Below are 14,724 nucleotides of genomic sequence, written 5' to 3' on the forward strand. Positions count from 1 at the left end.
AACGTGAAGAAGGGCCGCTACCCGCACCGGGTAGCGGCCCTTTTCGTGTTTCTAGAGCCATCTCGTACAGAGATGGCTCCGAGCTCAGACTCTCGTTGGACGAGATGACCGACCCGGCGCAAAGTGGGCTCATGACCACCCTGGCTCCATCCGCTTCACTGATCGAGACCCACCGCCCATCACGAGGGTTCTGGCTCGTCGCCGGCGCATTCCTCACCGCGATGGCCTTCTCGACCGTCCCCGCTCCGCTCTACGCGATCTACCACCTCTCGCCCTTCGTCGTCACGGTCGTGTTCGCGATGTACGCGGTCGGCGTGGTGGTCAGCCTGCTGCTCGCCGGGCACATCTCCGACTGGGTGGGACGCAAGCGCATCCTGATCCCCGCACTCGCGCTCGAGGTTCTCGCCGCGGTCGTCTTCCTCAGCTCCACCGCGTTGCCGGCTCTCCTGCTGGCCCGTCTGGTGTCCGGGCTCGGCGTCGGGCTGATCACGGCGACCGCGACGGCCTGGCTGTCCGAACTGCACTTCCTGGACCGCCCCGATTCGAGCAGCACCCGCTTCGAGGTGGTCTCCACCGCCGCGAACATCGGCGGGCTCGGCGTCGGGCCGTTGGTGTCCGGGGTGCTCGCCCAATACGTCGACGCACCGCTGCGGACGCCGTACCTCGTGTTCGCCGTGCTGTTGCTGCTGGCGATCGTCGGCGTGGGGATTTCGAGGGAGACGGTCGAGATTCGACCGGAGCGTCCGGCCTGGCGTCCGCAGCGGGTGCGGATCATCGGGCGCCGGTACCTGGCCGCGGCCACCACCGCCTTCACCGCGTTCGCGGTCTTCGGCCTGTTCAACTCGCTCGCGCCCGGCTTCGTGTCGGGGACGCTGCACCACCCGAGCCGGGCGCTGGCCGGCCTGATCGTCTTCGTCGTGTTCGGAGCCGCCGCCGCGGCCCAGACCGCGACCAGCCGGGTCCGCCCAGGCGCCCGGTTCTGCGGCGGGCTCGCCGTCGAGGCCGTCGGTCTGATCGTCCTGGCCACCGGCATGGCGCAGGCGAGCCTGGCCGGATTCCTGGTGGGTGGCGCGCTGGCCGGTGCCGGGGCCGGCGTCGTCTTCAAGTCGGCGATCGGGTCGGTCGTGGCCTCGGCTGCCCCGGAGGCTCGGGGCGAGGCTCTCGCCGGGCTGTTCCTGATCGCGTACCTCGGTCTGGTGATCCCGTCGCTGGCCCTCGGCGTCGCGACCCAGCTCATCGGCGCGACGGCGGCGATGCTCTGGTTCACCGGCGCGCTGCTGGCGCTCCTGGCCACGGGCGCCCTGCTCGCTCCGAAGACGTCACGGGATCGGTAGCGGGGCGTCCGGGGCGGTCGTCCGCAGGTGGGCCGCGTCCTGGCCGGGTGGGGCGCCGAACAGGCGACGGTACTCCCGGCTGAACTGGGACGGGCTGTCGTACCCGACCACGAACCCCACCGAGGTCACGTCCCCGGCGCTGGCCGCCAGCAGTGCCCGGGCCTGCTGCAGGCGGATGCGTTTCTGGAACTGGATCGGCGTCATCGCGGTGATGGCCCGGAAGTGCCGATGGAACGACGAGACGCTCATCCCCGACAGGCGGGCCAGGTCGTTGACGCGCAGCGCTTCCGCGTAGTGGTCACGAATCCACCGGATCGCCCGGCTGACGTGCGTCAGGTTGCTGTCGGCCAGGCCGATCTGCGCCACGGTGGCGCCCTGGGCGCCGGTCAACAGCCTCCACAGCACCTCGCGCTCGAGCATCGGCCCGAGTATCCGCAGATCACCCGGGCGCTCGGCGAGCCGCACCAGCCGGACGACGGCGTCCAGCAGGTCGTCGTCGGCATCGCTGACCGCCATCCCCGGCGGGGTGCCCACCGACCGGGGGAGGTCGGCGTCCAACAGGATCGACGCGATCACCGACGGACGGAGCTCCATTCCGAAGCCGAGGAACGGCGCCTCGGTGACGTAGCCGGTGATCGGCGCGTCGATCGTGACGACGAGGAACTGGCCGGCCGCATAGTCGTAGGTCCGATCGTGCAGGATGGCCCGCTTGGCGCCCTGGGCCACCACCGCGAGCCGCGGCCGGGAGGTCGACAGCATCGGCGCGGTCGGGCCCGCCACCGCGGACAACGTGATCCCGTCCAGCCCCGCCCCCGGCGCGTGCGCCGTGATGAGCCGACGCAAGGCGTCCAGTGAAGGCATGTCCCCAGCGTACGATCCCGCCGAGGTTGGCAGGATCGTGCATTCGACGAGCAGCATCGGTCTACTCGCCCGACCGCGCCCGCGGTTGCATCGAAGCATGCGAACGAGCCTTGATTCCTACGTCACGCTGGGCCGCTCCGGCCTCCGGGTCAGCCCCCTCACCCTCGGCACGATGACGTTCGGGGAGGACAGCGGCTGGGGCTGCAGTCCCGAGGAGTCCGAGAAGATCCTGCAGACCTACCTGGACCGCGGCGGCAACAGCATCGACACCGCGAACATCTACACCAACGGGCACTCCGAGAAGATCCTCGGCGACTACTTCGCGGCTCGGCCCGGCCTGCGCGACCGGATCGTCCTCGGCACGAAGTTCTTCGCCAACCTCTACCCGGGCGACCCCAACGGCGGCGGCGCCGGCCGGAAGGCGATCATCGCCCAGCTCGAGCAGTCACTGCGCCGGTTGCGGACCGACTACGTCGACCTGTACTGGCTGCACAACTGGGACCGCGGGGCACCGATCGAGGAGACGCTGCGGGCCATGGACGACCTGGTCACCGCGGGCAAGGTCCGCTACCTCGGCCTCTCCGACGTGCCGGCCTGGTACGCGGCCGAGGCGCAGACCACCGCCAGGTTCCGCGGCTGGTCGCCGGTCGTCGCGATGCAGTTGGAGTACTCGCTGCTCGAGCGGACGGTCGAGGGTGAGCTGATCCCGATGGCCCGGCACCACGGCCTGGCCGTGATGCCCTGGGGGCCGTTGAAGAGCGGGTTCCTGTCCGGCAAGTACACCCGCGAGACCGCCGGCGCGGTCCTTTCGCCCCGGTCCGCGCTGGTCGGCGTCCCGTCGGCCGACGACTACGACGTGATCGACGCGCTCCGCGCGGTCGCCGGTGACGTCGGGGCGAGCCCGGCCGCCGTCGCGCTGGCCTGGGCGCGCGGGCGGGCCGGGGTCGGCTCGACGCTGATCGGGGCCCGCAGCGTCGAGCAGCTCAACGCCAACCTCGAATCGCTGGCCGTCGAGCTCGCTCCGGAGCAGGTCGCGGCGCTGGACGAGGTCTCGGCGCCGACGATGAACTTCCCCGCGGCCAACCATGCCCACCTCGCCCCGATGCTCCAGTTCTCCGGCGCGACCGTCGACGGCGTGCACACCGACGTCTGGTCGTCACTCGCCAACAGCCCGGCCCGGTATTAGCTGCGGGAGCAGCGCGAGCAGGGCCCGGGCGGCCGCGCTCGGCCGGCGCTCGGCCGAGATCGCGGCCGACAGCGGCCACTCGACGTCGGCCCCGGTCACCGGCAACGACCGCAGCTCCGGCGTCGCCGGGACCAGGAACCGGGGGAGCAGCGCGACGCCCATCCCGTGCCGGACGTAGTCCGCGCCGGTCGCGATGTTCATGATCTCGATGACCACCGACCGGCGCAGACCGGCGGCGTCGAAGGCCCGGTCGGTCACCGTGCGGTTCCCGTAGCCGATCGGGAAGTCGACGAACGGCTCGTCGGCGAAGTCGGCCAGGCTCACCGACGCAACCCCGGCCAGCCGGTGGCCGGCCGGCACCACCAGATCCAGCGGCGAGGACGCCAGGTCGGTCAGCACGACGCTCGGCGGTGCGCCACCCGGCAGCGAGACGAACGACAGGTCCAGCCGTCCCTCGGTCAGCGCCTCGATCAGGCCTTGCGAGCCCGACGGTTCGGCGCTCAGCCGGAGCTGCACGTGGGGGTACCGGCGGTGGTACGTCCCCAGCAGCGCGGGCAGGTCGATCAGGTCGATCGCGGTCAGCGTCCCGATCCGCAGCGTTCCGCGGACGCCGCCGCGCACCTCCTGCACCGCCTCCCGGGCGTCGCGGGCCGCGTCCAGCGCGGCGCGGGCCTTCGGCAGCAGGACGAGACCGGCGTCGGTCAGCTCCGCGCCCCGGGCCGAGCGCTCGAGCAGCACCGCGCCGAGCTCCTTCTCCAGCGCCTTGATCGCCGACGAGACCCCAGACTGGACGATGTGCAGCCGGGCCGCCGCCCGCGTGAAGCTCTGTTCCTCGGCGACCGCGACGAAGAACTCCAGGTGACGCAGCTCCATACCGGGACTATCCCAAACGGGCGAACAGGCCCTGGGCGTGCTCGGCCGCCCCGGCCGGTTCGACCAGCCGCTCCTGGATCCGGCGGGTGGCGTCGAGGTGATCGGCGGTCCAGATCACCCGCACGGCCGTGTCGGCCTCCGAACCGGCCAGATCGCGACGGACCGCGTCGATCAGCACCAGGTCGGCGTCCGCGTCGGCGGGCAGCGGCGGCGGGGCCGGACGGTCGGCCGCGAGCTGGGCCGCGAACTCCTCGTACCAGCCGGTGACCTCCGCGCTGCGGCGGCGCAGCTCCTTCCGGGCGGCGGCCCGGTCACCCGGCCCGGCCGGCGAGTCCTCCCACAGCGCGAGCATCCCGTCGGCCGCCAGCCGGAGCGTCGCCACGCCCGTCACCAGCGTCGCCATCTCGGCCAGCGGCGTCGGCTTGGGACCGCGGTCGGCCACGTACGTCCGCAGGGTGTCGTCGAGACGGCGGCTGGACGCGGCGGCGGCCAGCCGCGCAGCGTCCGGAGGGGGAGTGGTGGCCCGTTCGCAGCGGGCGGCCGCGTAGGTGACGGAGGCGTCCACGTACCGGGCGCTGTCGAGATACGCCTCGGAGAGTGCGATCCGGAGGGTCGCGGCGGCGCCGCGAGGCCAGAACAACAGACCGACGATCAGGCTGACCGCACAGCCCAGGCCGACGTCCTCCAGGCGGACGAGGCCCAGCTCCCACCCGGCCGGCGCGGTCAGGTTGAACAGGATCAGCAGCGTCACGGTGAACGCGGCCTGACCGGTGGCGAAGCCGATCAGCGCGGGGGCGATCCCGGCGATCAGCACCGCGATCGGCAGCAGCACCCAGAGCAGCGTCGTGTCGCTGCCAACCAGTGCGAGCACGGCCGAGCCGATCGCGAACCCGATCGTGGTGCCGAGGACGCCCCGGGCGATCGTCTGGCCGGTGGCCAGCGCGTTCGAGCGCAGCACGGAGAGCGTGCCGAGCACCACCCAGAACCCGTGCGAGACGCCGCTGAGGTCGGCGACGACGACCGCCAGCGCGAGCCCGGCCGCACCCCGGACGCTGTTGTGCAGCCAGACCGAGTGCCATTCGATGTGCGCGGAGGCGCGCTCGACGGCCGAGCGCCAGGCGCCGGTGACGCTGCCCGGCTGAAGTCCGAGGAGGCGTTCCCACCAGCCCCGACGCTCGGCCGCGGCCGCGGTGGCGACGTTGCCGGCGATCAGCGAGATGACGAACGTGAGCTCCTCGGCCCGGAAGCTCGGTTCGAGCGCGGTCAGCAGGGTGTCGGGGGTGGCGGGCAGGCTGTCGCCGGCGCGGCTCTCGAGTTCCTCGAGCGCGGTGTGCAGGGCGTCCGTGGCGGCCTGCAGTGACCGGTCGGACGATGGGCTCTCCAGCAGGTCGGCGCTGCGGTCGAGCACGTCGGCGGCGGCCCGGCGGACGGCGTCGACCGCGTCGGAGTGATCGGCCCGAGCGGGCAGCGGATCGTCGGTGAGAATGACGCCGAGCAGCGCGAACTCGTCGACCAGACGGACCAGCGTCCGGGCCGCGGTGGTGAGGCCGGTCGGGCGGTTGGGCGAGCTCAGGAACGTCCGGTGCAGGGCCGCGATCGCGTCGCCGGCGTCCGCGCCCGACCGCAGGTGTTCGGCGACCGCCCGGGCGGCCCGCGTCATCGCCGCGCGCAGTTTGTCGTCCGAACGGGTCGGCCAGAGCAGCGTGATCGCGAGCAGCGAGGCCACCGACGCGAGGCCCCACCCGAGCAGCCGGTCGGGGATCGAGGAGACCGGCCCCGGCACCGAGATCGACAGGATCGCCGCCAGCACCAGCGGCGTCGCCGCGCTGGCCAGCACCGAGCTGACCACTCCGGAGAACAGCACCGCGAACGCGACGACCGCCATCACGATCGCGCCCAGCCAGAGTGTGCCGCCGGCCGGCGTGGCCACGCAGATGATGACCGCGCCGGTCACGATCAGCAGCAGTTGGCCCTGCAAGCGGGCGTGCATCGGCCCGGTGAACTCGACGAACAGCACCTGCGCGAACGACCCGAAGCTAGCGAACAACGCGGCGGTCGGGTTGTCGAGGACGTGTCCGGCAAAGGCGAACATCGTCGGCATCACGACGGCTGCCCGGGCCGCCCGGCGCACTGCTCCGTTGTTCCAGTACCGCACCAGCCACTCGCGCATGCGCACAGCACATCATTCGGAAATGCAGACCGCTACTGTGCGGGGCCGGGGGGCAAAGGTGAGAGTTTGGAGGCGTGACGCGCCGTGCGGGTCGGGGCTGCCGGCCCGGGGCGCGACTGTGGCCCCAGCGACCTCCGGTGCGACCGCAGCCGGGTCTCGGCCTCATCGGTGGTGGTCGCCACGTCCGCTGCCGACGGCTGCAGAGCGGCTGAAACCAGCCGAGCTGCGGCGAACCGCCAGTACGACGAGATCTTCGGCAACGGTGGCAGGCCGCGGCCGAACCCGTGCCGCGGGTCGGTCGGGTTCCAGGCGTTTGAGCCAGCTCCCGGCGTCGTAGCTGTCGCCGTCGAACGGCTTTGCTGGCGTGCCGGAACGCGATGACCTGTCTGAGCGTCGCGCAGGCCAGCGTGCCCGTGTTCGCTGGGATTCCGGTCGGCCGTGCTCGGTTGATCGTGCGCGTCCACGTACGAGATCGCCTCGCGGCGGACGCCGTGTACCCGCCCACCTCGTGCAGCTGGCCGGTGAGCTCGGTCCGGATGCGATTCTGCGCCGCCGGATCAGCCGGCCTCCAGCGAAGCCCGGCGTCCGTGGGTCTGCCGGCCGGATCGGCCTCGGCCGCGTTGAGCACCGCAGGTTGTCGGCGACCTCGCCGAAGTCCCAGCCCTCGCGCAGCGCGATCATCTGCGCCCTCGGGCGGAAGCCCATCAGGTCGTGCGCGGGCCGAGGCCGGGCACCGCGTCCACCATCGCGCGGACCTCGGCCGGGCCAGGGCCGGGGTCGACCGCGTACGAGCACTCGGGCCGGAAGCGTCGCAGTCCGCGACCACCGCGACCACCGCGACCAGCGCCTGCTGGCGGTCGCTGCCCGGCGGAAGGCCGCCGAGGGCGGCGCCGATCAAGAAGCACCGTCACCGCGAAGCGGCACGGGCGGGCCGCCCGGGGCCGGGAACCCGGTGATCGTCCAGAGGCCGTCGGGCGCGTCCGCCGTCGACGCCCAGAGCACTAGCGTCAGAGCCCGTCGTGCCAGCTGAGGCGAGCGCCCGGATACCGTCGAGTGGGCCCACCCCCGTCAGAGGCGGGTGAAGAACGTCCGGTTCGCCGGCCGGGCCAGCAACACGAGGATCGCCAGCGCGCCGAGGGCCGGGCGGTGCGCGAGCGTCGCGGTCAGCACCACGTTCACCGTCACGTACGCCACCGTCATCACGAACGCGATCCGGCTCCCGAGCAGGAGCCCGATCGCCACCACCCCGGTGCCGACCGCGCCGAGGCCGAGCAGCAGCGCCGTCGTGAGGTCGGTGGCCTCGGACGCGTGCAGGATCGCGCCCAGCAGGAGCGCCGCCGCGTGCAGTCCGACGAGGAACGCCGCCACCAGCACCCGCAGCGGCCGCTGGGGGCCGGCCTCGGGCCGCCGTATCGCCGGTATACCGCGTAACACGGTCACTCCGTTCATCGGATCCTCCCTGGGTTCGCGCCGTAACCCCAGCGTGCGGCCGATTCCGCGACGGCACCGTCCGGCCCGGGACGGCGGATCTGTTCGCGCGCCGACGGTTGTCCTCGGCGCCGGCAAAAGCTAGGAACAGGGCATGACCTCACTCGGCGTCGTATTCCGTCCGCAAGTTCCTCCGGAGCGTCTGATCGCGGCCGCGCGCGCGGCCGACGAGGCCGGGCTCGACGAGCTCTGGCTGTGGGAGGACTGCTTCTGGGAGAGCGGCATCGCGCCGGCCGCGGCCGCGCTGGCCAGCACGACCCGGATCAAGGTCGGGATCGGCCTGCTGCCGGTCCCGTTCCGGAACGCGGTGATCACCGCGATGGAGTTCGCGACCCTCGAGCGGATGTTCCCCGGCCGTTTCCTGCCGGGCGTCGGCCACGGCGTCCAGGAATGGATGGAGCAGGTCGGAGCCCGGGCGTCCTCGCCGTTGACCCTCCTCCGTGAACATCTGGACGCGATGCGAGCCCTGTTGCGGGGCGAAGAGGTGAGCACCGACGGCCGGTACGTGAAGCTGGACAGGGTCAAGCTCGACTGGCCGCCCGCGAACGTGCCGAAGATCCTGGCCGGCGCGGTCGGGCCGAAGACGCTGAAGCTGGCCGGCGAGTCCGCCGACGGCACGATCCTCGACGGCCAGAACTCGCCCGACCGGGTGCGCTGGGCCAAGACCCAGATCGACGAGGGCCGGGCGGCGGCCGGTCGCACCGACCCGCACCACGTCGTCGTGTTCACGCACGCGGCGACCGGGCCGGGCGGGGCCGAGCGGGTCCGGCGCGAGCAGGTGGCGTTCGGCAACGACCCCGACCTCGGCGTCTCCGGCGGGCCGGACGACTTCGCCGCGCTCGCCGCCCAGTACATCGACGCCGGTGCCGACAGCCTGGTCTTCACGCCCACCGCGGACGAGCCCGAGGTCGAGAGCTTCATCCGGTTCGTCGCCGGGGAGGTCAAGCCGCTGATTTCTCGAACATCTGTGCGATAGTTAGTGGGTGGCCGAGCAGGCATCGATCCTGCACGCTGACCTCGACGCGTTCTACGCCTCGGTGGAGCAGCGTGACGATCCACGCCTGCGCGGCCGCCCGGTCATCGTCGGCGGTGGGGTCGTGCTCGCAGCCAGCTACGAGGCCAAGGCGTGCGGGGTCAAGACCGCGATGGGCGGGCGCCTGGCCAAGGCGCTGTGCCCGCAGGCGATCGTCGTCCCGCCCCGGATGAGCGCGTACAGCGCGGCCAGCAAGGCCGTGTTCGAGGTGTTCCGCGACACGACGCCGCTGGTCGAGGGCATCTCGATCGACGAAGCGTTCCTCGACGTCGGCGGGCTGCGCAAGGTCAGCGGCGAACCCGCCGACATCGCGGTGCGGCTGCGGGCCGCCGTGAAAGACCGGGTCGGGCTGGCCATCACGGTCGGCGTCGCCCGCACGAAGTTCCTGGCCAAGGTGGCCAGCGGCGTCGCCAAGCCCGATGGGCTGCTCGTCGTCCCGCCGGAGACCGAGCTGGAGTTCCTGCACCAGTTGCCGGTCGAGCGGCTCTGGGGCGTCGGCACGGTGACGTCGGCCAAGCTGCACGAGCGCCGGATCCGCACGGTCGGCCAGGTGGCGCGGCTGGGCGAGGCGTACCTGGTGTCGATCCTCGGGCAGGGCGCGGGCCGTCACCTGCACGCGCTGGCCCACAACCGCGACCCGCGGCCGGTCGTCGTCGGGCGCCGCCGCCGGTCGATGGGCGCCCAGCGGGCGATCGGACGCGGCCCGCACGCGCTGCCCGACCTGGAGGCGACGCTCGCCGGGCTGGTCGACCGCGTGAGCCGCCGGATGCGGGCCGCCGACCGCGTCGGACGCACGATCACGCTGCGCCTGCGCTTCGACGACTACTCGCGGGCCACCCGGTCGCGGACGCTGCGCCAGCCGAGCTCGCACACGACGGTCCTGCTCGACGCCGCCCAAGGCCTGCTGGCCGCGTCCCTGCCGCTGATCGTCGAGCGGGGCGTCACGCTGATCGGCGTCGCGGTGGGAAACCTCGACGGGCAGGGCGAGCAGCTGATGCTGCCGCTGGAGCGCCCCGACGACGGCGGCCTCGACTCGGCGCTGGACGCGGTGCGCGAGCGGTTCGGCTCGTCCGCCGTCACCCGGGCCACCCTCCTCCACCGCGGCGAGGGCTTCACGGTTCCGCTGCTGCCGGACGACTGAGCTTGTGTAACCACCTATTCTCTTTGTGTGAGCCAGCTCTCCGAACCGACGCCACCGGTTCCCGCGGCGACCGGTGAACTGCGTGCGTCCAATGCCGACCGCGAGCGAGTGGCCAACGCGTTACACGAGGCCGCTGCTGAAGGGCGCATCGACCTGAACGAGCTCGACGTCCGGCTCAACCAGGTCTACGGCGCCAAGACCTACGCTGAGCTGCAGCCGCTCACCCAGGACCTGCCCGCGCTCGGCACCGCCCACCAGTGGGCGCCCGCGCAGCCCCAGGCCCCCGTGCTGCCGCCGTCCCGCCAGGGCGTCGCGATCATGAGCAGCTTCAAGCGGGCCGGGAACTGGACGGTCCCCGACAAGTTCGAGTGCTTTGCGTTCTGGGGTGGCGGGGTCATCGACCTGCGCGAAGCGATCTTCACCAGCCAGACCGTGACGATCCGCGCGGTCGCGATCATGGGCGGCATCGACGTCATCGCGCCCGAGTTCGCCACCGTGCACGTCAGCGGCGTCGGCGTCATGGGTGGCTTCAACGACGCCGCCACGTACCAGGGGGCTCCCGGGGCGCCGATCATCATCGTCACCGGGTTCGCGTTCTGGGGTGGCGTCAGCGTGAAACGGCGGGCGACCCGGGCCGAGATCGAGCGTCGCCGCCTGGAGCGGAAGCGGCTGAAGGCCGAACGCAAGGCTCAGGACGACTGAAACGCGCCGGCCGGCGCGCCGTGCAGGTGGCCGGCCGGGAGGCGGCGGCCGGCCAGCACCATCAGCAGCGCGGAGCCGGAACCGGTGAGCGGTTCGCCGTCGCCGGCCGACCAGTCCAGGTCGTCGGCGACCAGCCGGACGCCGGTCAGGTCGACGCCGAAGATCTTCTGTCCGCGCTCGACCGACCAGCCGTCGAGCACCGGCCGGAGCGTCTCGGCCGGTACCGTCCAGTCCAGACCGAGCGCGATCGTGACGTCGAGCGCGTGAACCGTGTCGTGCGTGAGTGCGCCCGGCAGGCCGCCGCCCGGCGGCTTCCACGGGTGGTTCGCATTGTCCCGCACCGCGGCGGTGAGCTGGGTCGCGCTCAGCGTGGCGGCGTCGGCCGTCGCGCGGCGGTTCGAGAGCCGGGTGAAGTTACCGCCGGCCAGCGCGAAGTGCCACAGGAACTGACGGGTCGAGTAGCGGAACGGCATCGTCACGTGGGCGATCACCTCGCGGACCCGCCAGCCCGCGCACAGCGTGGGCTCGTTCCAGCGGGATTCGGGCAGGGCGGCGAGCGTGTCGGCGAGCCGGGCGCGCTGGGCCGCGATGATCGGGGGGAGGGTGTCCATGCCCTCCCGACGAACGGCGCGGCCCGGTCAGGACACCTCGGCGAGGCGCCCGGCCAGATATCGGCGTTCGGGTTCGGTCGTCGCCCGGCTGATCGCCTCGCGGTAGGCGTCCGCCGCCTCGGACCGGCGACCCAGACGGCGCAGCAGGTCCGCGCGGGTCGCGGACAGCAGCGGATAGCCGGTCAGCCCGCTGATCCGGTCGACCAGCGCGAGGCCGGCCGCGGGGCCGTAGGCCATCCCGACCGCGACCGCCTGGTTGAGCGCGACCACCGCGGACGGGTTCAGCTCCCGGAGCGTTCCGTAGAGCGTCGCGATCTGTCGCCAGTCGGTGTCCGCCGCAGTCGCCGCGGTCGCGTGACAGGCCGCGATCGCGGCCTGCACCTGGTACGGCCCCGGGCGGCCGCGCCGCAGCGCGGCGTCCAGAATGCCGACGCCTTCGGCGATCGCGACGGCGTCCCACCGGCTACGGTCCTGTTCTTCCAGCGGGACGACGACGCCGTCGGCGATCCGGGCCGACGAGCGGGAATCGGTCAGGAGCATCAGCGCGAGCAGGCCGGAGGCCTCGGGTTCGTCAGGCATCAGCGCGCAGAGCAGCCGGGCCAGCCGGATCGCTTCGGCCAGCAGCGGACGCCGGACGAGCTCGTCACCGGCGGTCGCCGCGTAGCCCTCGCTGAACAGCAGGTAGAGCACGGCGAGGACGGCCGGCGTGCGTTCCGGGAGCAGGTGCGCGGGCGGCACCCGGTACGGGATTCCGGCGTGCTGGATCTTCGACTTGGCCCGGACCAGCCGCTTCGCCAGCGCGGCCTCCGAGACGAGGAACGCGCGGGCGATCTCCGGCACGCTCAGGCCGGCGAGCGTGCGGAGGGTGAGCGCGACCTGGGCGTCGAGGGCCAGCGCCGGGTGGCAGCAGGTGAACATGAGCCGGAGGAGGTCGGGGGGCTCGGCGCTTTCTTCCTGGTGGGGCTCCCGGGCGAGTTCCTGGAGCTTGGCCGCGCCGACCTTGTCCCGGCGGAGACGGTCGATCGCCCGGTTGCGGGCGGTCGCGGTCAGCCAGGCTCCTGGCTTCCGCGGAACACCGTCTACCGGCCAGCGCGCGATGGCCTGGGCGAACGCGTCCTGGGTGGCTTCTTCGGCGAGGTCCCAGTCGCCGGTCACGCGGATCAGCGTCGCAACGATCTGCCCCCAGTCGGAGCGGAAGGCCGCGTCGACGGCGGCGCGCGCGGAACCGTCGCGGGCGGGGCCGGACGCGTCGGGACGGGTCACGGGATCAGGGGGCGGACCTCGATCGAGCCGTAGGTCGCGGCCGGGTGCTTGGAGGCGATCTCGATCGCCTCGTCGAGGTCGGCGCAGTCGATCAGGCAGAAGCCGCCCATCTGCTCGCGGGTCTCGGCGAACGGACCGTCGGTCAGCAGCGTCTCGCCGTCGCGGACGCGGATCGTCGTCGCGTCGGCCGGCGGACGGAGCCCGGCGCCGCCGTAGAGGACGCCCCGCGCGGCCATCTCGGTGTCCCAGCCGCCGCAGCCGTCCTGGGCGTGTTCGGCTCCGACGGCCTCGTCGGCGCAGATCAGCAGTACGTACTTCATGTGTGCCTCCCCTTCACCCTCCCGACGAACGGTATCGGCGGTCGAGGACATCTCAACGCCAGGCGAAGACCGGTTGTTCGAGATGAGCGACCGGAGTGGGGCGGCCGTGCAGCGCCACCTCGCGGAACTGATAGATCACGGCGGCGGTCGGCGCGTGCACGAGCGTCCCGACCAGCGGCAACTGGACGACCGGCTGGTCGGACTCGGGGATCCGCAGGTAGCGCGGCTCGACGTCGACGTCGGCGAACGGGATCACGTGCACCTCGGCGACCTCGTCCGGGTTCGGAGTGATCGCCGGGGTGTCGTCGAGCACGAGGACGACCGGGGTGATCACGTAGCCGGACCGGGTCGGGTAGTCGTCGAGCGTGCCGACGAACGAGCCCCGGGGCGCGTCGACGCCGAGTTCCTCGGAGAGCTCCCGGAGGGCCGCGTCGACCGCGTCCTCGCCCGGGTCGAGGCGACCGCCGGGCAGCGCCCACTGCCCGGGGTGGGCCCGTAACCGGGTGGTCCGGCGGGTGAGCAGGATCGCCTGGTCGGCGACGACGAGCGCGACCGCGGCGTGCCGTTTGCCGGTGGTGGGGAGGGTGGTGGGGTGGAACGCGCGGACGTTGGCCCGTAGCGCATCGAGTTCCACAGCTCGGAGGGTACGTCAGGTGAACAGGGCAGCGGCGGCGCTCGCGATCTCGTCGGTCGGGACGTCCCGGACGTGCTGGTCGAACGCCCAGCGGTGGCCGAACGGATCGAGGATCTGGCCGGTGCGGTCGCCCCAGAACGCGTCCCACAGCGGCTCGTAGACCGTGGCGCCGGCGTCGACCGCGCGCTGGAAGGACGCGTCGGCGTCCGGTACGTCGAGGTGGAACGCGGCGGAGGTCGCGTCGAGGCTGACCGGCGCGCGCATCGAGCGTCCGGGCATCTCGCCGGCGACCGCGAGCACGGTGTCGGCGAGCCGGAGTTCGACGGTGAGCAGCGTCCCGTCGGGCAACGTCAGCCGGCTGGTCTCGACTGCGCCCAACGCGTCGGAGTACCAGCGGGCCGCTGAATCGGCGTCGGTGACGACGAGGTGGATAGCGATCATGGCCCCGACCATACACCGTGTCTGAACACACTGTATGGACACGATGTTCGTAGACTGGCGCGCATGGCCATTCGACGAGCCGCCGAGCTGCGGGAACGCATTCTGGACGGGATGCGCCGGCTCCTGGCCGAACGCCGCTTCGACGAGTTGAACGTCGCCGACGTGCTGACCGAGGCAAAGGTCTCGCGGGCCAGCTTCTACTTCTATTTCCCCAGCAAGCAGGCCGTGCTGGCCGATCTGGTCCGGGCCGCGGTCGGAGAAGGGCACGGCGCGGCGGCGCCGTTCGTCGACCCGGACGGAGAGGGCCTGCGGGCCGGGATCCGCGACGGCGCGAGGCTCTGGCGCGAGAACGCCGGGGTGCTCACCGCGGTCGTCGACGCCTGGGCCACCGACGACGACCTCCGCGCGCTGTGGCTGGCCCAGATGGACACGTTCACCGACGCGGCGGCCGCCCGGATAGCCGCCGACCCGCGCGCGCTGGCCTACCTGGGGGACCGGGACGTCCGGGCGGTGGCCGCCGGCCTCACGTGGACCGGTGAGCGGCTCTACTACCTGGCCGCGAGCGGGGTGCCCCCGTTCGACGACGAACAGGTGCTGATCGACGTCCTGACCCACGCGTGGACGTCCATTCTGTACGGAGAGAGCGGAGGCGTTCGGTAGCCTGCCG

General features: G+C 72.5%; 15 protein-coding genes. 6 read left to right on the forward strand and 9 right to left on the reverse strand.

The genetic code is table 11. From position 1 onward, the window contains the following. The first annotated feature begins 131 nt into the window (after nucleotides 1-131). Complete coding sequence (locus FL583_RS13040; RefSeq protein WP_142704878.1) at nucleotides 132-1,334, forward strand: MFS transporter; 1,203 nt, start codon at nucleotides 132-134, stop codon at nucleotides 1,332-1,334. On the opposite strand, the gene FL583_RS13045 is transcribed toward FL583_RS13040, so the two are convergent. Then, the gene (locus FL583_RS13045) at nucleotides 1,320-2,195 is read right to left on the reverse strand and encodes an AraC family transcriptional regulator (RefSeq protein ID WP_142704879.1); all 876 of its coding nucleotides are present in this window, start codon (nucleotides 2,193-2,195) and stop codon (nucleotides 1,320-1,322) included. The two genes, FL583_RS13040 and FL583_RS13045, sit on opposite strands and share 15 nt — an antisense overlap. A 97-nt stretch (nucleotides 2,196-2,292) precedes the next feature. On the opposite strand from FL583_RS13045, the gene FL583_RS13050 reads away from it, so the two are divergent. Then, on the forward strand, nucleotides 2,293-3,381 hold the full coding sequence (locus FL583_RS13050; protein ID WP_142704880.1) for an aldo/keto reductase: 1,089 nt from the start codon (nucleotides 2,293-2,295) through the stop codon (nucleotides 3,379-3,381). Here the strand turns inward: FL583_RS13050 and FL583_RS13055 are convergent. The 3 genes from FL583_RS13055 to FL583_RS13065 form a co-directional block, all read right to left on the reverse strand. Next, nucleotides 3,352-4,254, reverse strand: coding sequence for a LysR family transcriptional regulator (locus FL583_RS13055; RefSeq protein WP_142704881.1), 903 nt, complete (start codon nucleotides 4,252-4,254; stop codon nucleotides 3,352-3,354). The two genes, FL583_RS13050 and FL583_RS13055, sit on opposite strands and share 30 nt — an antisense overlap. A gap of 7 nt (nucleotides 4,255-4,261) precedes the next feature. After that, nucleotides 4,262-6,424 (reverse strand): FUSC family protein, encoded by a 2,163-nt coding sequence (locus tag FL583_RS13060; protein ID WP_142704882.1) that lies wholly within the window; start codon nucleotides 6,422-6,424, stop codon nucleotides 4,262-4,264. A gap of 1,068 nt (nucleotides 6,425-7,492) precedes the next feature. Further along, a complete protein-coding gene (locus tag FL583_RS13065; RefSeq protein WP_142704883.1) occupies nucleotides 7,493-7,873 on the reverse strand; it encodes a hypothetical protein in 381 nt (126 codons plus the stop codon). Nucleotides 7,874-8,006: 133 nt separating this feature from the next. Between FL583_RS13065 and FL583_RS13070 the strand changes: the two genes are divergently transcribed. The 3 genes from FL583_RS13070 to FL583_RS13080 are packed head-to-tail and all read left to right on the forward strand — an operon-like array spanning nucleotide 8,007 to nucleotide 10,788. After that, a complete protein-coding gene (locus FL583_RS13070; protein ID WP_142704884.1) occupies nucleotides 8,007-8,888 on the forward strand; it encodes an LLM class flavin-dependent oxidoreductase in 882 nt (293 codons plus the stop codon). Between the two features lie 7 nt (nucleotides 8,889-8,895). Beyond that, nucleotides 8,896-10,086 (forward strand): DNA polymerase IV, encoded by a 1,191-nt coding sequence (gene dinB / locus FL583_RS13075; RefSeq protein WP_142704885.1) that lies wholly within the window; start codon nucleotides 8,896-8,898, stop codon nucleotides 10,084-10,086. A gap of 27 nt (nucleotides 10,087-10,113) precedes the next feature. Continuing rightward, the gene (locus FL583_RS13080) at nucleotides 10,114-10,788 is read left to right on the forward strand and encodes a DUF1707 SHOCT-like domain-containing protein (RefSeq protein ID WP_142704886.1); all 675 of its coding nucleotides are present in this window, start codon (nucleotides 10,114-10,116) and stop codon (nucleotides 10,786-10,788) included. Here the strand turns inward: FL583_RS13080 and FL583_RS13085 are convergent. The 5 genes from FL583_RS13085 to FL583_RS13105 are packed head-to-tail and all read right to left on the reverse strand — an operon-like array spanning nucleotide 10,776 to nucleotide 14,057. Continuing rightward, a complete protein-coding gene (locus tag FL583_RS13085) occupies nucleotides 10,776-11,399 on the reverse strand; it encodes a maleylpyruvate isomerase family mycothiol-dependent enzyme (RefSeq protein WP_142704887.1) in 624 nt (207 codons plus the stop codon). The genes FL583_RS13080 and FL583_RS13085 overlap by 13 nt on opposite strands. A gap of 27 nt (nucleotides 11,400-11,426) precedes the next feature. Then, on the reverse strand, nucleotides 11,427-12,662 hold the full coding sequence (locus tag FL583_RS13090; RefSeq protein ID WP_142704888.1) for an RNA polymerase sigma factor: 1,236 nt from the start codon (nucleotides 12,660-12,662) through the stop codon (nucleotides 11,427-11,429). After that, complete coding sequence (locus FL583_RS13095; RefSeq protein WP_142704889.1) at nucleotides 12,659-12,982, reverse strand: YciI family protein; 324 nt, start codon at nucleotides 12,980-12,982, stop codon at nucleotides 12,659-12,661. The genes FL583_RS13090 and FL583_RS13095 overlap by 4 nt, the downstream gene beginning before the upstream one ends. Nucleotides 12,983-13,034: 52 nt before the next feature. Then, the gene (locus FL583_RS13100) at nucleotides 13,035-13,616 is read right to left on the reverse strand and encodes an NUDIX hydrolase (RefSeq protein ID WP_142704890.1); all 582 of its coding nucleotides are present in this window, start codon (nucleotides 13,614-13,616) and stop codon (nucleotides 13,035-13,037) included. 15 nt (nucleotides 13,617-13,631) lie between these two features. Continuing rightward, nucleotides 13,632-14,057, reverse strand: coding sequence for a VOC family protein (locus FL583_RS13105; RefSeq protein WP_205752096.1), 426 nt, complete (start codon nucleotides 14,055-14,057; stop codon nucleotides 13,632-13,634). A 63-nt stretch (nucleotides 14,058-14,120) separates the two neighbouring features. Here FL583_RS13105 and FL583_RS13110 point away from each other — a divergent pair, with 63 nt between their 5' ends. Further along, nucleotides 14,121-14,717 carry a TetR/AcrR family transcriptional regulator gene (locus FL583_RS13110; protein WP_142704892.1) on the forward strand — a complete coding sequence of 199 codons (597 nt, stop codon included), beginning with the start codon at nucleotides 14,121-14,123 and terminating at the stop codon, nucleotides 14,715-14,717. Nucleotides 14,718-14,724: the final 7 nt, after the last annotated feature.

Origin of the sequence: Cryptosporangium phraense (genome assembly GCF_006912135.1) — a bacterium.
GTDB lineage: Bacteria > Actinomycetota > Actinomycetes > Mycobacteriales > Cryptosporangiaceae > Cryptosporangium > Cryptosporangium phraense.